11 protein-coding genes are annotated in these 20668 nt (G+C 45.0%); 1 reads left to right on the top strand and 10 read right to left on the bottom strand.

The annotated features are described in order from the left end of the window. Positions 1 to 145: 145 nt before the first annotated feature. The 6 genes from LWL52_RS18615 to LWL52_RS18640 all read right to left on the bottom strand — a co-directional run bounded on the left by LWL52_RS18615 (position 146) and on the right by LWL52_RS18640 (position 10647). On the bottom strand, positions 146 to 778 hold the full coding sequence (locus LWL52_RS18615) for a hypothetical protein (RefSeq protein WP_242923122.1): 633 nt from the start codon (positions 776 to 778) through the stop codon (positions 146 to 148). A 9-nt stretch (positions 779 to 787) separates the two neighbouring features. Next, on the bottom strand, positions 788 to 2647 hold the full coding sequence (locus tag LWL52_RS18620; RefSeq protein WP_242923124.1) for a hypothetical protein: 1860 nt from the start codon (positions 2645 to 2647) through the stop codon (positions 788 to 790). Between the two features lie 14 nt (positions 2648 to 2661). Continuing rightward, positions 2662 to 3732, bottom strand: a complete 1071-nt coding sequence (locus LWL52_RS18625; RefSeq protein ID WP_242923126.1) for a 3'-5' exonuclease — start codon at positions 3730 to 3732, stop codon at positions 2662 to 2664. 62 nt (positions 3733 to 3794) lie between these two features. After that, on the bottom strand, positions 3795 to 5576 hold the full coding sequence (drmB, locus tag LWL52_RS18630; protein ID WP_242923129.1) for a DUF1998 domain-containing protein: 1782 nt from the start codon (positions 5574 to 5576) through the stop codon (positions 3795 to 3797). Positions 5577 to 5587: 11 nt separating this feature from the next. Next, the gene (locus tag LWL52_RS18635) at positions 5588 to 8905 is read right to left on the bottom strand and encodes a helicase-related protein (protein ID WP_242923131.1); all 3318 of its coding nucleotides are present in this window, start codon (positions 8903 to 8905) and stop codon (positions 5588 to 5590) included. Positions 8906 to 8910: 5 nt separating this feature from the next. Next, positions 8911 to 10647, bottom strand: a complete 1737-nt coding sequence (locus LWL52_RS18640; protein ID WP_242923133.1) for a nuclease-related domain-containing DEAD/DEAH box helicase — start codon at positions 10645 to 10647, stop codon at positions 8911 to 8913. 590 nt (positions 10648 to 11237) lie between these two features. On the opposite strand from LWL52_RS18640, the gene LWL52_RS18645 reads away from it, so the two are divergent. Beyond that, on the top strand, positions 11238 to 11504 hold the full coding sequence (locus LWL52_RS18645) for a PDDEXK nuclease domain-containing protein (protein ID WP_242923819.1): 267 nt from the start codon (positions 11238 to 11240) through the stop codon (positions 11502 to 11504). Positions 11505 to 11714: 210 nt separating this feature from the next. Here the strand turns inward: LWL52_RS18645 and LWL52_RS18650 are convergent, their stop codons facing one another. From LWL52_RS18650 to LWL52_RS18665, 4 genes are all read right to left on the bottom strand, one after another. After that, entirely contained in the window at positions 11715 to 12911 is a 1197-nt protein-coding gene (locus tag LWL52_RS18650) for a CehA/McbA family metallohydrolase domain-containing protein (protein WP_242923135.1), read from the bottom strand. A gap of 116 nt (positions 12912 to 13027) precedes the next feature. Next, positions 13028 to 16498: an amylo-alpha-1,6-glucosidase gene (locus LWL52_RS18655; protein ID WP_242923144.1), complete on the bottom strand. Its 3471-nt coding sequence runs from the start codon at positions 16496 to 16498 to the stop codon at positions 13028 to 13030. Between the two features lie 41 nt (positions 16499 to 16539). Next, complete coding sequence (locus tag LWL52_RS18660; RefSeq protein WP_242923146.1) at positions 16540 to 17718, bottom strand: aldose epimerase family protein; 1179 nt, start codon at positions 17716 to 17718, stop codon at positions 16540 to 16542. 133 nt (positions 17719 to 17851) lie between these two features. Continuing rightward, entirely contained in the window at positions 17852 to 20650 is a 2799-nt protein-coding gene (locus LWL52_RS18665; RefSeq protein ID WP_242923149.1) for a formylglycine-generating enzyme family protein, read from the bottom strand. Positions 20651 to 20668: the final 18 nt, after the last annotated feature.

A 20668-nucleotide genomic window follows, 5' to 3' on the forward strand; every position in this document is an offset into this window, starting at 1 on the left:
GCACATTATTATCAATGTGAAGGAACAGTTTCTTAGAACATCATGTACAGATGTGGCATGGCTTAATTCTATAAAAGACAAGTTAGCCAACTACTTCCTAACATTTTGATAGACAAACCTATTCTTCCATATTTACTCTACAGATTTAAAGAGGCTTCCAAGGATATCTATAATCTGTAAGGGCGTCTACCGAGGAACAAAGCTCCATGTATTCTCCTAGTAGACCCAGGTTATAACTGATTTCAGGATTTGATAGCTTAATCAGCACTTTAGGCAATATCTCATTAGAAAATAATTTCTGTTGCCCTATTCCACGCAACTTTCCGTAAGCAAACACTACTGATTCGGCAAAAACATTCAGAGCCATCTTCTGCTTTTGCTCCCGCGAAAACAGATAATCCTCTGTATTTACAGATTCCGCAAGTCTGGGAATCATTTCAGAGATACATTGGGAAAAACCTGATATCTGCGTCTGATTATAAATAGGAATAAGTGCATTCAAACGCTTTGTCACAGACCATTCAGCATGCATGTGCGGCATTAAAATGTATACAAGTTCCTGAAACCGGTCCCGATGCCTGATCCTAGTCTCTAAATAAGTCGCAGCCAGATATACAAGATTTTCTTCAGGAGAAATATCAGGTGCTTCATTACCTATATAACTACTGTATATAATATCTTCATAATAATCATCGAACTGAGCCCAGCTTTGAGATCTGATATCCTCAAGCAGCTTTGTTGCCGGCGACTGATTCATTACTGTTTCCACTTTATCCATACTAGGTAATCAAAAAATTTTTTTCTCGAAGTCTATAAGCCTCTTCAATAACATCTCCTGTCCATAAGAAAGCTGCGGTCTTATTCTCCTGATAACTGAATTGAACATCATTCTCACCTCTTTTGGTCCGGAGGATGCTACTTGAGGTAAATGAACTTTAATGTAAAACCACAACAGGGTTTCAGATATGTCGCTTGGATAGCCTTCAAGCGTATCATTTTCAGATGGTTTGGCTCCTTTACTTTCTTCCTGATGAACTAATCTGAAGAGATTTCCTATAGAAGTTGGCAAATACTGAAGCATTAGCTTTCTGCTGTTGTAAAATATTTCTTTTTCTATCTGCACGTTTTCCACACGAGCATTATCTTCAATCATTCTGGATTGCTGGCCTGGCACAAAGACACTGGAGTATACCTGATCTATCAGATGCATTTCCACCGGATCTGCATAGCTTAGCTTAAGATTCAGTTGCGGGAAAAATTCTTGGAGAAATTTAGGTCTTACAGGTTCAAGTAATGGGAGAACTCTATAACCATAGTATTTGCCGGCAATCAAAAGGGCCAGCTGCTTTTCATTCACATTGAAGAGATTAGTATCAGAGCGAAATAAAGCATTCCTGAAAGCTTCTTTTGCTGTATAAGACGAACTTCGCTGCTTAAAACCTGACAATAAAAACATCAATCGCACCGGAGCTAAATTGCTATTATTCCTTAAAACAGGGTGAGTAAGTATCTCGTCCATGCTTAAAAGGCCCATAGCTACTTCTCCAGCTTTGTCTGCCAATTCAAGAAGGTGCTTTATCTCTGATGCCTCCATTCCGGAAACTTCAGATTCTGACGAAAGCCTGTTGTACCAATCACGTAACACTGTTTCTGCGTTCCACCTATCATGGCCCGATTCAACAAGCTCATTAAGTAATGACAGTAAATTATTATAGAGAACTGTTTTATTTGGATTTCCGGTTTCAGTTCCACTATCCATTGTCCCAGCCAACACACGGAATGTTCTGTCTGTAATAGCGCTCCTTATCTTAAGAAATTCATCCATAGAACGGTTCATGTAATAATCGTTCCCGGTAAGAAAGGCTATGAAAGCAAATGCTTCAGGACTTATGAATGGAATGTTAGTATTATCATGGTTTTTAACATCTGCAGTTAAGTAGTGCAGTAGTCTTCCATGTCTCACATAGGCAAGCATCCCCAGTATCTGATCAAACTCTTTAAGTTTAATTTTGATGTCACTCAGATTTTCTTCAGATCGTTTTTTGCTGATTTCTTCAGGCGCACCCCAGTTGCGTCCGCTTGCTTTACACCAGGTAGTAGGAATAATTGAACTGGTCCCTGCAATCATACCTGAAAATTTCTTCCTTGCAGGAGCACCAGAAAAATGTAGTGCCCGGATCCTGCTGACAGGAAGTGGCTTACTTATGTATAAGCACCTTTCATTTGCTGGTTCAGTTAAGTCTGCTGATTCATTATCGAGAATAATCTCAACCACACATTCATCTTTCTCTCCTCTGATGGAGTCGAAAACCGGAATATACTGTGGCACCATATCAAAATAATCTTTCTGCCTGTTCTCGAGATAATTTGAATTCTCTTCGTAACAGAGAGGGTATATTATACCTGCGTCCAGAAACCTGAGGAGATTATCAGGATTCATAGGTACAAACCCTACTCTTTGAATACCTTTAGCTGAATTCTTTTTACTACTTTTAGGAGCCTTTCTTTTAGGAGCAGTTTCAGATTCAACTTTTGAAACTATTTTGTCTTTAGAGCTTGGTGCAGCCTCTGGAACAGAGCCAATTACAGAATTCTTAAACAGATCACCTTCTGTTATAATTTCCGCTGCTTTTTTGATCCTTGCCATAGTTTGTTGAACAATTAAATTTCTTTCAGGACGTAAGTGCCTCTTGGAATAGTATTGATAATTTCCGCTGGCTTACCGGTTGCAAGCAGTATAAGCCTTTCTTCAGCCCGTGTACAGCCAACATAGTATTCCCGCCTAGTCTCTGCATCCCCTTTATAATTTTCAACAAATGGCATAATTACAAGCTGAAACTCAAGCCCTTTCGATGATTTGAATGTGGTAACCACAACATTCTTTATATTCTCTAAACTGCTTTTCTTTTCCTCATCAGGTATCCCATTATAATAAGGTGTGTGTTCGATTCCATCTCGTTTAAGAATTGATGAAACCTTTCTGACATCTGAAGCATAGGTGCACAAGATGCCTATATTTATCCCACTGTTATTTCTGACCTGATTAATCAGAATCTGCTGAAAGCGGTTGGGGTCTTTCATTACAATCATCAAAGGTGGCTCTCCCCCAGCTTTATTAAACCTTTCAATATCTGAAGTGGGCATATCCCTAACAAACTCCTTTGCAAACCGGTAAACAGATTCCGGATTGCGAAAATTTGTAGCGAGATGCCTGACAAGAACTGAGTACCCAGCCCTTTCAATATCTGTTTTGAGTAGGTCACGGATATTTCCATTCTTGGAACTGAAGTTACCCATTATTTCCTGTGCATGGTCACAGATAAAGGTAATCCGTTTACTTATCAGAGGAAAATTCCGAAGTACTTCAGGCCAGATATCCTGTGCTTCGTCTACAATAATGTTGTCATAGGTCATACCTGTACCGGAAAAATGCCTTACAACTTCATTTTCATTTACCCTATTATCCTTCAAAAGAAATTTTCTATAGTTACCATAGTACCAAGCCATTATAGAAGTGACTCTGCTTTCCGGTATCTTTTCTTTTTTCAGAACATTTGTGAGGTATTGTTTGAGTAATACAGGGTAAATAAAGTATCTGAACTTGCTATTGCTGTTAGTCTCTGTAAGGATCTTTGCCCGGTGAGTTGCTACAGTTGTTTTACCACTACCGGGACAACCGGTGAGTATAATGGTTTCTGATGGCTTTAATTCATGATCTATTATGTTGATCATGCTTTTACCACTGGGCGCTTCTAGTATCTTGGCACGTGATATAAATGAGAAAGTAAACATAATTATATATTTTGAAAGAATCCCAGCTCTGGTCGCTCAGGTGTTCCTACTACAAGACCACGATCCAGAAGATTATTGAATAATTCGCAGGAAGTTTCCGGCAGTATACTGCAGTTATGACAGGCAGCCAGATTTGTTCCAAAGGGTCCTTGCACACCTACTGAAGAACAAACAGGATCAGATGAGCACCACCGTGCTTTTTCAAGGGCTGAAGCTATGATAGGTTCTAACCTTCCAGGCTTACCCTGCCGCACCAATCCACCAAGAGAACCTTCGGCATCACCTGAAGCTGTATATATGAGAATACCAGTCATCTTATGCTGCCTGCTATAATAAATCCGTTCCCGCAGGGATGAATTCCCATAACCGCATTGTAAACTTATTTCACTTATCAGCAAGTGAGCTAATGTATGAAGAAGAATAAGTACGGGATCAGAATTATCAGTAAAGTAACTCTTTGCACCAATACTGTCACTGTAATTTCTGAGTATAACATTTGCCCTGTTACGGACATCTGTATTGCTTTCCCATGCAGCAATTCTATCAGCTGAAAAATCCAGAAAGATCCCTTCTCCGCGAATTATATCTGCAGGCAACCATTCGTTAGAATTATTTGCAAACCGGATTGTTTCTGTCAAGGAAGAATTTGCTTCCGGCTTTAGCCTTGTGAACCCTGCGAACACTCTGGTTTCGCGAAGTTTCTCAACCAGAGTTATCTTATTAAAATAGTCTCTGACAGGTGATGAATATTCTTGTGCACTTAACTGTCTGGCAGAGTAGTCATCATCCGGAACTCCTGCTAAAGTCCGGAGAACGTCGTATTCAGCAAACCTGAAATCTTCTTCACTAACCTGTACTGTTTCCTGACGGGTAAGCTCACTTTTTACATATTCTAAAACAGCCTGAGTTTCACTATCCAGTTTCGCTTGTTCAATCATAAGTTCGGCGAACCGGTTGAAATCATCTGGATTATTTCCCATTATCATTTCAAAAAATCCCTTTTGCTTCTGAAAAAAGCTCTTTACCTTAGGACTAACTGCTGCATCTCTTTCAGGAATGTATATAGATGAGATAACCTGAGGAAAATAAATATTGCTGGCTCCCCTTTGAGCACCTACCAAGGTTTCACTGCAGGACTGATTACTGTTCTTTAAGCCAAGCCATGGTCTTAAACCTGAGCATCCTTTTGTTTTTGTAAGTACTCCCTTGCTTAGCGCACTTTCCATTGATCTGGACACCCCGCATGTATTGCATCTTATTACTATCCCGCCCAATGAGCCGGAAGTGCCGGTGTGATAATATAGCTCATGATTACGGGGGTTCTCTCCCTTGTGGACCCATTCCTGAAATGGAAAATCTTCAATATGTCCATTAAGGCATGCTGCTACAAATCTTACAGGAATCAGGCCCTGTTTCTTTTCATCCCTCCCATGTTCACAGGTACACTTCGCCATCTCTGCAAAAGAACCAATCCAATGCATCCTGCTGCAATACCTGCAATGATGCCATGCCGGGAAACGAACAGACTTTATTGCATCCTTACCTCGAAAACTCTTATTATCCTTTGTTCGCTTCTCGTCAATCGGTGGGGGAAAGCGTAGTTCTTTAACATTTAACCGCCTACGTAATCTTTCCTCCATTATTATAAATTTGCCTGGTTGTTCGTATACCCAGCGGCTATTGGATGTTATCATATAGGATTCACCACTTGGAGTTGCTACTATAGCACCAGGTCCGAAGGTCGTAATTACCTGACCCCTTCTGATATCAGTTGGCTGTGACATTACTTATTTTGTTAAATGGATTCGTCAGAAGAGTTTAATCTTAAAACCTGACAGGATTTATCTACATTTCTCATTGATGATGGTGTTTCCCAGGGAGTGAACGACCAATTCTCATTAACATCTGTACCCATTGGTATCATTAAAGGAACGTCAATGCCTGATTCAGTAAAGCTTCCGAACCTTACAGGCAGACGCTCTTCCCACTGCAGTAACAGCTTCTCAAGATTTTCAGCCATTCCATCTGCTTCTTCAGGATCTACTGATACAACCCTTTCCTTTAGATAGGAGATCACCTCGTTAAAAGCTGATTCATTGTGAGGGTCTAACATCATTCCTCTGGGAGTATCCCGTCCCTGTATTACTGCCTGGTTTCTCAACATCCCAACCAACACACCAGCTAAGGCGCGCTCACGTACCCTGACAGAATAGGGTGTTACACTGGTTGGTTCAACATGTGCATATAACCTGCTGTGATATGCCTGAAAATGTTCAAAGTAAGATCTGTCACGTGCTTTTGTAGGATGGAGTAAGGCAACAACAAGTCCTGGTTTTCTCTGATCCCGTCCTACCCGGCTGGTTGCCTGTATGTATTCTGAAGTATTCTTGGGCTGACCTACAACACACATCAATCCAAGGCGGGGAACATCAAGTCCGACTGAAATCATATTAGTTGCCAGACAGGCTTCAACAGAATCCGGAGAATCAAATCTCTTTTCGAGTTGCTGAAGATTTACAGGAATCTCTTCATCTTCGAGTCTGCTTGTCAGTTCAACTCTGCGGTGATAGGAATGGTAACGCCTTTTTTCTCTGGGCAGATTCAGACGATCATGAAGAACCTTTAACCGTTCAGGAACGTCACTGTCCATCAGCGTTACAGCATGACCTAATTCCCGGAGGCTATTGTAATACGCTACCAAGGTAAAGTATGCATCCTTTTCCATTTCGTTCCCTGAACAGGTCTCGGCAGCCTGAAGCAGTGCTGCGAAAACCCTTACCTCAGTTGTGATCATTGAAGGGGAAGAAGCTGCAAATACTCCGGCATATAATCTTCCCGGCGCAGAAGTATCAACCTGAGCAAAGAAAGACTCACCAGCATCTATACCCTGGGATGGGAACACAGCAACATTATCAGGTCCGCAGTTATAAATAGCATGTATCTGCTCCTTGGCCCGGCTTATGGTAGCAGTAGAAGCAATCACTTTGGGCCCCCAATGCTCTCCTGTTAATTTATTTTCAGGTCTGCAGAGATACTGAACCATTGCCTCATAGTGGCCAACCATAGAACCTAATGGACCCGAAATCAGGTGCAGTTCATCCTGAATAATTAAGGATGGTGGTAATTTATCATTAAGGTGATCTCCTTTACCAAAAAAGGATCTGTATCTGGTATCCCAGGAGAGCATAGCAAACTTATCTACTGTACCTATAAGAAGAGTAGGCGGACGATCTATTAACTGTTCATCTACTACATAAACAGGCATAATCTTCTCAAAATAGTAGCAGATACTGTTTTCACAGGAAAAGACAATACCCTGTAAATTATCTTTTTTCAGTCCTTTAACTATCTTTTTACCAGTTTTCCCAATGGCAGCCCCACAGCAGGGACATTTCAGGATTATGAAAGGGTACTTAGCATTATCCCCATCTTTCAGTTTATCAAAAGCTTTCTCCGCAACCGCAAGCTTATTGGGTGTCAGCCTGTTTCCTACCCATAACCCTATTGAAATCGGTTCAGAATCTTTTAATGCCTGCTGCTCCTGCCTTATAAGATCACAGGCAGTTATCAATGCGGCGGCTCTCTGAAACTGCTGTGTAGTGAGCAGTCTCAGTGTATACCGCATAATAACCTCTGTTCCGGAAGTACGCAATCCTGTAATTCTGTTAAAGAAGATTGTAAATGCTGTCAGCCCCAGATAAGCTTCAGTTTTTCCACCTCCTGTTGGAAACCATATCAGGTCTACCACCTCCCTGTCTGGGCTTTCAGGTCTTGAAATACCTTCTACATTAATAAGAATAAAGGCTAATTGGAAAGGTCGCCATTTGCCCCATTTAGAGGTTTTCTTCACAGCATCATATTCCGGCCATGTTTCTTCAGTTTTATAATCTGGAAGAGCTATGGCGTCAAGAACATATTCCTTCACATCTTTCTGAAACCGCCATTCCTGAAGGGGCATATTGTACATCAGCTGCTGCCTGAGCATGGCTTCATTCATTAGGCAGAAACTCTTAAAGCAGTTATCATCTTTCTCCAGAATATCTATACCTTTTCTGAGCCGCGAGAAAGATTCATTACAACGCCTGATATTAAGCTTTGCTGATTCCTGATACTGCTCACTGAGTGAAGTTAACTTACCGGTCAATTCTTCAATCCAGCTGATGTATTTCTGCTGCAGCAACCTTAGTGTTTCAATTGTCTCCTTCCTGTTTCCATAAAATGAAAATGGAAGCATCTCAAGTCTGAGATCATCAAAAGCAGCAGGTACGATTGCTTCAAGCAGGTATGTTGGAAGAAAGGATGTCTTGATATATTCAGGTGAAGTATTAGCCTCCCATACCGGAGAGCACCCATGTCCGACAGCAAAGATTTCCTGCTTCCGGTATAATAATTTGTTTATATGATCATCTTCTGAAAGCCCCTTCTCAGCTTCGGGGTAAGAAAGAAAGGCTCTTGTTTCATTATCTGGTGCATTCAGGCACATACATACCTGAAAAAAACAATCTCTGTAAGATGGAGCCTTTTCAGCTTCTGCTACTTTGCCATTAATCAAACTTAAAGTCAACAGGATACCCTGTGCATCTGTGATATCCTTTGGCAGCCTTCTGCGGATAACCATAAGAGAGAGACTCCTTGACTGATCGCCCTCATAAACGATGAAGGTCTGCACATTCCCTTCTGCAGTGAACGAAGAAGGGGAGAGATAAATATTTTCTTCCGAATGAGGCGTACGTTTGTACTTCTGGGAAGAGGACCTCTCTTCTTTATTTTCCGGTTCGTAAGTTCCAAAAGTAATTTGTACCTGGTACTTTCTATCTGTAAAGGGCAGAAAGCAACTGAAACCTATTGCAGATGGCTTAACGGAAGCCATAGGTGAAGAGAATTCATCATCTGCACTTCCTGAATCTTCATGTTTACCCTCAGATGGAAGATCTGTGTTATCTTCTATAACTGTTTCATTTTCTGTAACCGACTTCTGGGGAAACAGAATGCCCGCTATATAGGTACTTGCCGGAGAATCCCGGAGCGTCTCATATCTCTTCTCATCAGGGGCACTTGAACCTGGTCCGATTATCTCTTCTTCAAGAAACTGAAGAATTTCTTCACGCATCATATGTGTTATATAAGATTTTTGTTCTGAATTGAAGGCAGATATACTCCGATAAAATCCGGAGCCATTTGCCAGGGGAGACAGAGAAAGAGCTTTTGTTTGGCCCTTGATATAGCTGTGTACAATAATTTTCTGGACATTTCTGATAAATTCTCGATCTCCGTCAGAAAAATGATATTGTTTTCAAGGCCCTTGAACGATCTAATATCTGCATAAGAAAGTCCATCTTTTTTAATGAACCAGTCAGGATTTGCAGCAACATCATAAACTTTATAAGGCAGAAGATCAGAAGCTACTGATTCCTTGAAAGGCACAGGAGAAAGAACAGTGATATTATACAGGCTTGCTCCTCTTTCCTTAAGAGCCTTAATCTCTTTTTGAAGAAAACTGATTAATTCCTGCCTGTTTTTATAAAAAAAGTAATCAACTTCATCCCCCATATATTGGTTTCGTCTCATTGGTGACGATTCAGGACTAAACCCACTAAGAGGAATAAGGTAATCAAATATATTACCTGTATTCCGGCAGTTCTGCAGAAGGGTAAACTTCAGAAAATTGGGCGCAATCTTTGCCAGTTCGTTAATCTGATCTTCAGGAAGATCCCAGTAAACAGCTTGCTTTTCAAAATCTCCGAAAATTTTCCAGGTGCCTTTTTGAAGCCCTCCTTTTACCAATGCATCTATACCAAACAGAAAACTTTCCTGAATAATGTCCTGTCCTTCATCAATGATTAATTCATCATATGGAGAGACTATTCCCTGATTCGCCATTTCTAGCAGATACTCAGCAATCAGCTCACGGTCTTTTACCGGATCCAGACCCTGTTCACAATGCAGGAGCTCCATAATTGATTTTACTGCTGAATCATCTGGAATTATATCATTTCTGAGCAGATATCTTATCCAAGTACTAACCAGGGAACTATAGGTAAGTAGCAATACAGATCTGCCGGCGTTTACAGCCCGACGGAATGCCTCCAAGGCAATAAATGTTTTTCCTACCCCTGCACCGCCTCTGAAAAGGCATCTGGCATTATCCTGCAGTTCATCTAATGCCCGGTACTGCTCATGTGTCAACTGAAGCAACTCCCCCTCTGTTTCCTCCAAGTGCCTTGCAAGGCTGGGATACTGCTCAAAATCGGGACGCAGAAAGTTTATAATATTATTAACAGTATTCAGTTCAGGAAGATCAGTCTTTCTGTATAGGTTATAGCTCTCCAGAGTTATGAGTGAATTTTTTATACATTTATGCAGAAACCCTTTGAAGTCACGCTGAAATTCTTCCCGGAAACACACCTGCCATTGCTGAGCAGAAGTCCCAATATGAAATCTGCCGGTTTCAGGAAAAACAACTGCCCAATGGAATGGCAGTGCAGCTTCTCTGCTTTCTTTTCCAAAGTAATTTATGATGTGTTCACGCAGACTGTACATATTCCCTGTTGCCTGTGCAAAAGGGCAAGACATTTCATTTCTCTTCCCGCCAAATGAAGTAACACTCCATTCACCATTAAGGCAGGATAGAATACCTCCTTTAACTTCCAGTATCAGAATTCCGAAAGACGGAGAAACAAAAACGAAGTCTGTTTCTCCATGAGGATGTTTTTTATGACCAGAAAGCAAAAGAGAATGGAGAACAATCCAGTCTTCATTCTCAGCTAAAGAAGAAATGGCATTAAATACACTCTTTTCTCCCCCACTTTTAGACCGCTCATTTGCTTTGTATCGCGGTGGAATCATTCGCCCCATGAAAGGTAATTTGTTTGTTTTCAGAAAGATAGCACTATTCCTCAACTAAAAAGTTGCTATCGGACAAGGTAGGTATCTATATATTATATGATCTAAATATAAATATAATATTTATAAATAAAAGAGGAGAAAGATAATTTATAAGCAAAAATAAATTGACTTAAATTTATTAAGGGATGAAGCCCGTTTTTCCGGATACTGAAGAAGACTTAGTAACATTCTAAAGCGCTTCAAAGAGGTTAATTCGATGTTGTAAAGAGAAGCAATGAGGCTAAACACTGTAGTACTGAGAAGTGCCTCACCTTAATCTATAATAGTAGAACATTCGGAGTGGCTGTGTGCAAATTGTGTGCACTTAAAAAGCACTTACAAGTTTTACCTCATAAGTTGTTGATTAATAAGCAATCCTGCTTGGATTCAATCCAAAGACCTACTGCTTAGAAGGCATAAGACAGGTAGTTAATTGAATTTGTAAAGGAAAGATGCAAGCAGGCGAACCTGACACAACCTGGATTGGCTGAAAGACAGGAGATGGTTTTCGGTTTCTAAAAGATCTGGAGCACGGGGAAAACGGCGTGTTCGAAAGGGTGATGCTGAGTAACCAGAGCTCGCCGCCAGCGATCAAAGTGTTAGACCAGGATGTGGTCAACATCTTCCAGGACAGCTGTGTGTTCGAGTTCCTCAACCTGCCGGAGCCACACAGCGAGGGAGCGCTGCAAAAGGCGCTGCTGGCACAGATGAAGCACTTTATCCGGGAGCTGGGCAGGGACTTTCTCTTCGTGGGGGCGGAATACCGGCTGCAGGTGGGCAACAGTGATTTCTGCGTGGACCTGCTGTTTTACCACCGAAGGCTGTAGTGCCTGGTAGCCTGCGAGCTGAAGGCCGGCAAGTGCAAGCCCGAGCATTTGGGCCAGCTTAACTTTTACCTGCTTCCTATCATCACCCGCAAGGAACTAAAAAAGGCCTGAAAGCAGCACAACAGAGGCTCTCGCCCTTCCATTTGCTGAACAGTTTAGTTGAAATTGCGCGAGCGGCTATCTCCCCCACTTGAATTAGGGACCGTACGTTCAGGGCTTAGCAACCGGCTGTGTCCAGGCTGTAACCAAATCTCCTTCCATATAGGGGTTTTCTTTTAGCTGGGAGGAAATAATTTTTGCCCGGACATAAAGGTCTTTCTTTCGCAATTTATAGGTGGCTTTTATGCCTTTTACTTCCTTCAACAGCTTCCCCCCTTGTCTGACGCCATCTGCTGACTTTTCTGCTCCCCAAAATTGGATGGTGTAGTCAATGCCTGGAACGGGCTTAACTTTAACGGCTAACGTCTTTTTTTTAAAGCTAACATCCTCCAGTTCTACTCCCGTCGTGGCATAAAAATCTCCCCTTTCCATCGCATCTATAAGCGCGCCTGCAGTTAAGCTCTGTGCCTTCACCATAATCCAGCCCCGACCTGGGTTAGATAAGCCGATTTTATGCTCCAGGTAATTGTGCGAATCATCCGTGGCTAAAGCATACAACAACGGTTTACCCTGATGAATATAATGAATGAGCAATTTGTCCCATAACTCTTCCATTCCCATGGTTGCCGTATCGCCGTAATTATGCACGTGCGGGTGGCCGTTATAAACTTCAAAAAACCGGTCTCCTTTCAGCTGCACCATGTCCTCTAGTTTGATTGCCCATTCAAAATTAGGATGGTTTATATGTGCAAACATGGGTTGCCCGGTTCTTTGCCGCTGCTCATAAACCGCATCCAGGTTATTTTGCATCACTTCGGCCACACTGTTGCCCCCTTGGGGTTTCACTAGTTCTTTCACATTGATCGCCCCCATGTGAATTGGCTTTCCACCATAGCCATCCGAGACCTCCTCGGCCTGTATAATCAGGAACCGGCCCTTTTCCTCAAACAATGGGCGATATTCCGCCAGCGTCTTCAGCTTCACGCTGATCTGGCCTGTTGAGTCTGTTTTATACGTTACCCAGCTGCTGCCATACTTTGTCAGGTATTCCGCAAACCGCCTTTGGCGGAAAGGATGTTTGGGAATGGGTTTCCACTTTTCCTCATCGCCAAGGGTATTGTGGTCAGACAGAGAAATAAAATCATAGCCATGCGTTTTGTACCAGTCCATGATCATTTCCGGAAAATCATCGCCATCGCTCCAATAAGAGTGTGCGTGGGTATTTCCTTTATACCATTTAGAACTTGGTTCCTGTGCCCGTAAATCAGTCAGAACGAAGAGTAGCAGGATCAAAAAGATATACTTCATAGCTATAAGTCAGGTAATTTTATCTGTTTTCGTTGAAGCCTTAACAGGGAGTTTTAAAGAGCATAAACAACACGGACCGTATGGCAATGCCAGGCAAGAGGTGCCATCGCTTTCCCCTATCTTAAATCATTTGCCGGATCAGGCATGCCCTGCGATTGCTGCATTATTCCGGATCGCAAATCTAAGCCGGACTTTAGATGCATGGTGACAAGCTGTTCCTTATATTTAGTTGCCCCCTTAGGTATAGTCACCTGAATGGTATAGATGTTGCCTTTTTTGTTAAGGATTTTTCCCTTTTCCACAGATTTTACCTCTGTATTAGAAAGTATCTTAAACTGATACGTGTTGCCTGCCAGCCCCTCGATTGCAACGGTATGGCGGTTACCTTCTAAAGATTCTCCTACAATCTTTGCACCCTGATTTGAATGGCCGGGTACTGGGTCATTTACCAAAGGCAAAACACCTGTGCCCCCCTGATGGATGATTTCGATGGTAGTTTCATTTGTCAGATGTATTGGCTCAAGGAGTAGCTGGATGCTTTCAGACGCTTGATGAGTGGAAAAGGTCACTTCTTTGCCGTTCACCAATACCTTCTGAATGCGGGTACCAGGAAGAATGGCGGGAGTGAACGCAAGATCACACCCCTTGCCGGCTGATACATATTTAAAGGTATAGGTGGTGGATGTGGGAGTCTGAGACATTTTCAAATTTAACCGGTGGTCGCCGAAAGTAATGTTATCCACGTTTACTGTATTCCAGTGCCACGGAAACCTGGGTGATAAAGCCAGCATATTGGCTAAGGCATCAGGCCTTAATCCAAGCATCCCTTCCGAAACAGGTTGCAAGACCATCGTCTCCGACCAGCCTTGCTGGCTACAAACCCCAGCCGACTGATAAACTGATCCATTGAGCGTTTCTTCCGTACTCCCCAGCCCATAGTGCCTGTAGAGCATCAGGTTGTTCATCATATGCGTGAAGCCACTCACATAGTTGCCGGTTTTATACTCAGCCAGCGAAACAAAACCACTGAACAAGGGCCATACCATACCCGCATGATATGCTTTAGGGTTAAACTTCTCACTGCTTTCAGGTAAAATCCTCACGCCCCAGTCCGTGGAATAGTCATTTCTGGAAAAGGAGGCCATTGTTTTGGACGCTTTGGCAGTGTCAGCCACCGCATCAAAATAAACCGGAACACTTGAAAGCATCGTCTCATCCTTCATGAAGGTACCATCCCGCATTTTCCCGTTATAAAAATACTGGCCCGCTTCATCCCAGAACTCTTTGTCAATGATCTTACGCACGTTAACAGCGTCTTTTTGGTAGGATTTTGCCAGGCCATCGTCTTCCAGAGCACCCGACATGTAGGAAGCAGCATCGAGCGCTGCCACCCAGCAACCAGCGAGGTAAACTTCGGTGTGCGCCCCAAAAAGGGGTCCGCCTTCAATCCAGCCATGCCCTACGTTGGTGATCTCTATCAGGCCGTCGCCATCGGTATCCGTGCTGTAACAAAAGTCCATCGCCTTTTTTAAGGAAGGCCAAATCGAACGGATGTAGTCCAGATCACCCGAATACTTCAGATAATGTGCCGCCAATACCACAAACAGGGGCGTAGCGTCCGATGCATCATAATGTACCGCCCCGCTGGAGGTTAGCTCATGGTATATTTTGCCCGTCAGGTCCTGGTATTCCACAAACACATCCAGCGCCTTCTTTACCATTTTGTGCCCTCCATAAGCATTGATGGCCATGCCACTCCATTGGGCATCTCTTCCAAAATACCAGGCATAGCCCGGACGCCCACTGATTTTTTGCCCGCCGCCCCAGCCGCGTGCCGTGGTTCCGAAACCGGCCATCAGCGAGGTTCCCAGGCCGGGGGTCTCCTGCAGGAACTGATCTGTGCGCGCCAGCGCCCATTTATACCCGGTGTTAAACGTTTCATCAGGAGTAGTCACCATCAGGCTGTTGTGTAACAAAGCCGCATAATAATCAGAAGACTTCCGGAACAGGCTGTTAAACTCGCCGGACTGCTGATGGTATAGCGCAACGGCCTCGTCCAGGCCCTCGCTACCTGCCACTACGTAAGCATTAAGCTTCCCCTTTGCCTCACTGGCATCAAAGCTGAAGAGACCGCTTAGCTGTATAAGATCCGTTTTGTTACCTGTAAACTGACCGTTCTGATAGGTAAAGCCATTGAACTGGCCTAACGCGTATGTTTGTGGTTTGCTGCTGAAGCCCATAATACTTGCCAGATCGCCCCCCTGGGCTGCGCCTACTGCAGCGTTCATCTCCGGAGACCAGACAAAGTGGATGGAAGAAGTGGCTTTGGAAGAGTAAGGCCACATATAGCGAAAGTTAGAAGTATACTTAAGAAATATCTTGTCGATAGCGGCACCCTCCCACTCGTAATGGATCGTTGCCAGGGGCTTGTCCATCGAAACGGTTGTAATTTCCCTTAGTTTAATGCCGTTGATGGTATACTCTCTGATCAGCAGCTCCGGCGAAATGATTACCGAAGGCGTAAGTTGATTAAGCCAGATGACCGAATCAGCGCCCTTCAACAACACGGCTGCCGCTATATCCCTGAACGACATAAAAGGATGAGACCATATCTCGTCAATCCCGCCCTTTTGTTTTCCCATAGCCAGCATGCGCCGGCCGGCAAGGCTGACAAAATCCTCTGTGGCTTTCTGTCTTTCGATTTGAAGAGTAAGTGCCGGCAGCTGCCATGGCGAGGCCGGTACTACACCTGTGTGAGGAAACTTTCGTTTTAAAGGTTCTACTTTTTGTGCAGCATAGCTCCAGTAGCGCGGTGTAATGGTGTTGATTTGCCCAGCCGTATAGCGGAACAGATTTCGATAGAATCGGTGAAGCTGCAGCGTGTTAAAGTTTGCGGGTGCAAAGTAGGAATAGGCGCCTACCGCTATTATTTTCCCTTTGCCAAGCTGGTATTCCAGCACAAGCTTGCTGTTTTCATGGAAAGTGATGTACGTCCACTCTGTTCCAATCACTTTTGCGATAGTAGTATCTGGCAGGTTATCCTCAAAAAAGCCGATCTTTCTTATTACATGATCTTCCTTTGCTTTCCAGGAATAAGCTCCTCCCTGTAGTCCCTCAAAAACAGGATGGGACTTAAAGGAGTGAAAGCCAAGCGGTCGACCGAATCCTTCGTCTTTGACAGTATCTGTTTTTACCTCAAACGTGTGCTTTTCAATACCCCAGTCGTTCAGCAGCTGTACGGCTTCCATCGAGAGGAGGAGCGTGCCTCCATTCCTGACAAACTCCTTCAGCGTATGCCCGGCTTCGACCTCCTGCTTAGTGCCGCGCTTCATGGAAAGCTTGTGAATCCAGACATGCGTTATGCCAGCTTTCTTTAAAGCTTTGCCCTTTTTTAAGCGGTCAAAACGGAGCCTTACAGTTTCAAAATCCTGCTGTTCCTGTAAGAAAGCATCCACTGCCGCCTGCTCATCGGCGGGCAGGCCGCTATCCAGCAAGCCTATTTTTACCTGTTGAGCAGGCGTGTTTTTCTGAGCGTGCGTAAGAGCGCTGACGAACATCAGCAAGACGATAAGCAAGGGTATTCTCATGGGGACCAGGGTGTTTGGATTAGGGCGCAGCAACAGGCTTTTTACTTTACAGAGAACTTATAAACAGCGGTGTGCTCATACTTCTCTCCCGGCTGCAGGAGGGTAGATGGGAAAGCGGGCTGGTTGGGTGAATCGGGGAAGTGTTGCGTTTCGAGGCAAAAGGCGGATCTGAAGTTATAAGGCTTGCCTCCTTTTCCTTTGTCCTTGCCATCCAGAAAGTTGCCACCATAGAACTGCAGCCCGGGCTCCGTGGTGTATACTTCCATGTACCGGCCGCTCCCGGGCTCCCACACCGTTGCTGCCAGCTTATTAGGGTTGCTGCTGTCTTTCAGCACCCAGTTATGGTCGTAGCCTTTCCCGAATTTTAATTGCTCAAAGTCTTCTGCTACTCTTTTGCCTATCGCGGTAGGCCTGTTAAAGTCCATCGGGGTTCCTACAACATTTGCAATTTGCCCGGTGGGGATCAACGTGTTATCTACAGGCGTATACTTGTCGGCATTGATCATCAGCACATGATCGTTTATACTTCCGTTGCCGGCCCCGTGCAGGTTAAAAAAGGAGTGATGCGTCAGGTTGATAACCGTTGGCTGATCGGTTTCTGCTGCGTAGGTAATTTTAAACTCATTGTCATCTGTCAGAGAATAAACCATCTTAACCTGCAGGTTGCCCGGGTACCCTTCTTCGCCATCCGGCGAAAGGCGCGTGAACTCGATCGTCTGGTCGTTCACCTGTTTGGCATCCCATACCTGCGCATTAAAGCCTTTTGTGCCCCCGTGCAGGTGGTTTGATGCGTTATTGGTTGCTAAGGTATACGGCTTTCCGTTCAGTGTAAATTTCCCGTGCGCAATGCGGTTTCCGTAGCGCCCGATCGCTGCTCCAAAATAAGGTTCGTTGGCCTTCAGATAGCCATCCAGGTCATCAAACCCCAGCACTATATCCGCAAACTGCCCCTGCTTGTCCGGCACAAGCAACGACACGACCTTTGCGCCATAGTTGGTAACGGCCATCTCCAGCCCGTTCCTGTTCTTCAGGAAGTAAAGCTGCACCTGCTTGCCGTCAAGCTCCCTGGCGAAATTGCCTGGATCCAGTGAGGCTTTGAGCTTACTTTCCGTGTTACCTGTTTTTACTACTGCATCTGCGGAGGCTTTATCTGTTTGGCTGTTGCAGGCGGCGGCCATCAAAAGCATCAGACACGGAACGATTAATTTTCCAATCTTCATAAAAATAACCCTTTGGATTCTGAAACAACTGAGCCACCCAGGCTCAGATAAAACATTACAGCCTCTGCGCAGCGTCTTTCCGGATTTCTTCCTTCCATACTTGACAAAACGCAGAGGCTGCATGTGTAGGAACTTAGATATCTTTCACGCATCGGAAACCGACGGTGGAGTTTCTTTCAAAACCCTCTGATACCCTGAGGAGGAACTGTCGGTAGTGCAGTTCGCGCGGCCCGCCCTGCACATACCACCAGCTGGAAGTGGGGTTGTAGTAAGAGCCGCCTTTCATGATGGCGTAGTCGTAGGAGCCGCTTTTGTAGATATCGTTTGTAAGTTGCCATACAGAACCTACCAGATCCTGCAGCCCGTAAGGGTTCTTTCCCTTCGGATACTTGCCTACCGGATCTTGTTTTCCGTTCCCCAGGTTTGCGTAGGCAGGATCGATTCCTTTAATCTTAAACACGGTCAGGGAGCTTGTTACAGGTTCTTCCTCACGCCGGATATTCTTTGTGTTGGCACTCCAGGGCCAGGCTCTGCCATCGGGCGTCTGCGCCGCATACTGCCATTCCACCTCGGTTGGAAGCCGCTTCCCAGCCCACCTGGCATACGCCTGCGTATCTTCATAGCTTACATATACAACCGGGTAATCCGCCATGCCTGCAGGTATCTTTCCGTTTACCCAGTGCTTTAGAAAGTTTACCGTATCGGCAGGGATATACTTGCTCTTGTTGAGGAACTCCTGGAACTGGGCATTGGTTACCGGGTGCTTGTCCATCAGGAACGCAGCCATCTGGTACGTTTTACCTTCGTTATACTTTGGGTAAGGTATAAAATCATCCCCGTGGGTAGAATGAAAGGTAAACCTGCCGGCCGGAATTTTAACCATACCACGCTTGCTGCCGCTTGCCGGCGTTTTTTCTACATGTGTGGCTAATCGAGGGGTACCCGGGCTCACCTCGATGATGTTCTCGTCCTGCAGAATGTCGTTCTCAAACAACTGTATGACAAACTTCCCCTCAAAACGGCCAAATTTGTCCAGCAAACTTATTTGATGGCTTCCGGGCTTCAGTTCCAGCGGTTTTTTCTCGTAGTCTGGTACTCCGGCCCATATTTTTATCACATCTCCCTTGTCGGTACTAACTGAGAGAAGATCACTCTCTAAAGCGGATTTGAGCAGTACAGGAAACTCGGCAATACAGTCTACTTCGCCTTCATTATTGGTCCCCAGATACGATTTGTTAAAAGCGTCTGTCTCGGCCTCTACATAGTACTTGCCCTCCTTCTTCACCGGCTGCAGCTCCTTGTGGTGCCACAGGTCCACAAAATGCTTTTTAGCTTGTGGCTTTACCTCAAAGAGCAGGTCTTTATAACCCTCCGGCACAATACTGTAAATGGTGTAGATTACCTTCTCGCCATCCACCCATTTGTTGGCATATACTTTATCGGCTGTAACCGGCACCAGCGGCGTGTAGTTTTTGGAGGTGAAGTTATAGGTGTTCTCCCGCAAAATTCTGGAAGTACGGCCCAGGTATTTGTACTGTTCCTCTGCCCAGGCAGGCTGGCCGGGACCAAATATATTCAACTCTGTTCCGTAACCATTAAAGAAAGAAGTGGCATACTCGCGCTGAATGGGCTCCTTATAAAGCTCTGCTACCCGGTAAATGGCAAATTCAGGTTTGATAAACTTGTTCAGGTTCAGCATCGGCGCATAGTATAACGCATTGTGCACCCGACCGGAAACAATACCCTGCATGTCTTTTGGCACGGCCATACCCTCGCTATACATCACGACCCCTTTCTTCACGCCGTCTGCTGCTTCCTGCAGTTCTTTGCTGGACGAGCCTTTGGTATCGAGCACCACCCCATCAGCACCGGTATTTTTGATGATATCGGCCAGGCCGCTCATGTGCCCCTCGTCTCGGGAGCTTTCATCCCAGGGATTGTAGCAAACGAAAAAGGCAGTGCCCATACTTCTTGTTTCGTCCGCCGTGCGCCGCACCTGCGATAGTCCTCCCGGAAGGTCGCGGAACATATCGAACTGGTTCCGTTGGTCCAGGCCCAGGGTCGGCCAGGTAGGCCAGATCCCTACTGCATCATCGCCACCATACAACCGCTTGCCCCGCTTCAGGAACTCGGCCAGGTGGAATTTATCATCTGCATTGTCGTAATAGAACTTATCCCAGCCCATTAACAGGTGCATCACATACGTATGGCGAATCCACTTGAGGTCCGGTCGCTCAAAAAGGGTATCGTCGAAAGAAGCTACATCATATAGATACCGCTCCTGAAACAGTTTTTTGAGTCCCTGCTGCCATTCTCCGGCGTAAGCATCAGCATAGAAATCATACTTCACAGAGCCGCCCGGCGCAATTACGGTCTCAAAACGGCGACGTGTCGCCTTGTTCATACTTGCCAGGTCCCGGCGCACCAGTGCGCATACCGCCAGGCCGTTATTCAGCGCCAGCCCGGTATACCCCAGCTCCCAGGCGTTATCGGGCACGATCACATTCACCGGGCTCTTGCCGGGAAGGAACAGATGCGCGCGCGAAAGCGCATGATCGCCCTGGCCTGTTATGTAAACGGCCGTGCCCTCGCGGCCCAGCGGCACCACGTTGGATAGCCAGACAGTATCGGGCGAGCTGTTCTTAAAGGTGATTTTGCCCTTGTAGCCCGGCTTAAAGCTTTTGTCCTGCTCAAAACTGACCTGTACCTTCCGCTCCGGCTGCAGGCTGGTAGCCGCTTTTTTATCTACTTCATAATAAACCAAAGGACGCTTTCCCGCAGCCTTCAGCTCTTTGCCTCCAACCGTAAACGCCTCTACCCCCTTTTGCCCGCTGTCAAACGTGATGTTCTGCAGGTCCTGCGCTTGCGCCGAAAATATAACGACAGCTCCCAGCAGAGCGGCAAAAGCCTTTTTTAGTCCTAATCTTATCATAATATCATCTGTTTATTT

Origin of the sequence: Pontibacter liquoris, from assembly GCF_022758235.1 — a bacterium.
GTDB lineage: Bacteria > Bacteroidota > Bacteroidia > Cytophagales > Hymenobacteraceae > Pontibacter > Pontibacter liquoris.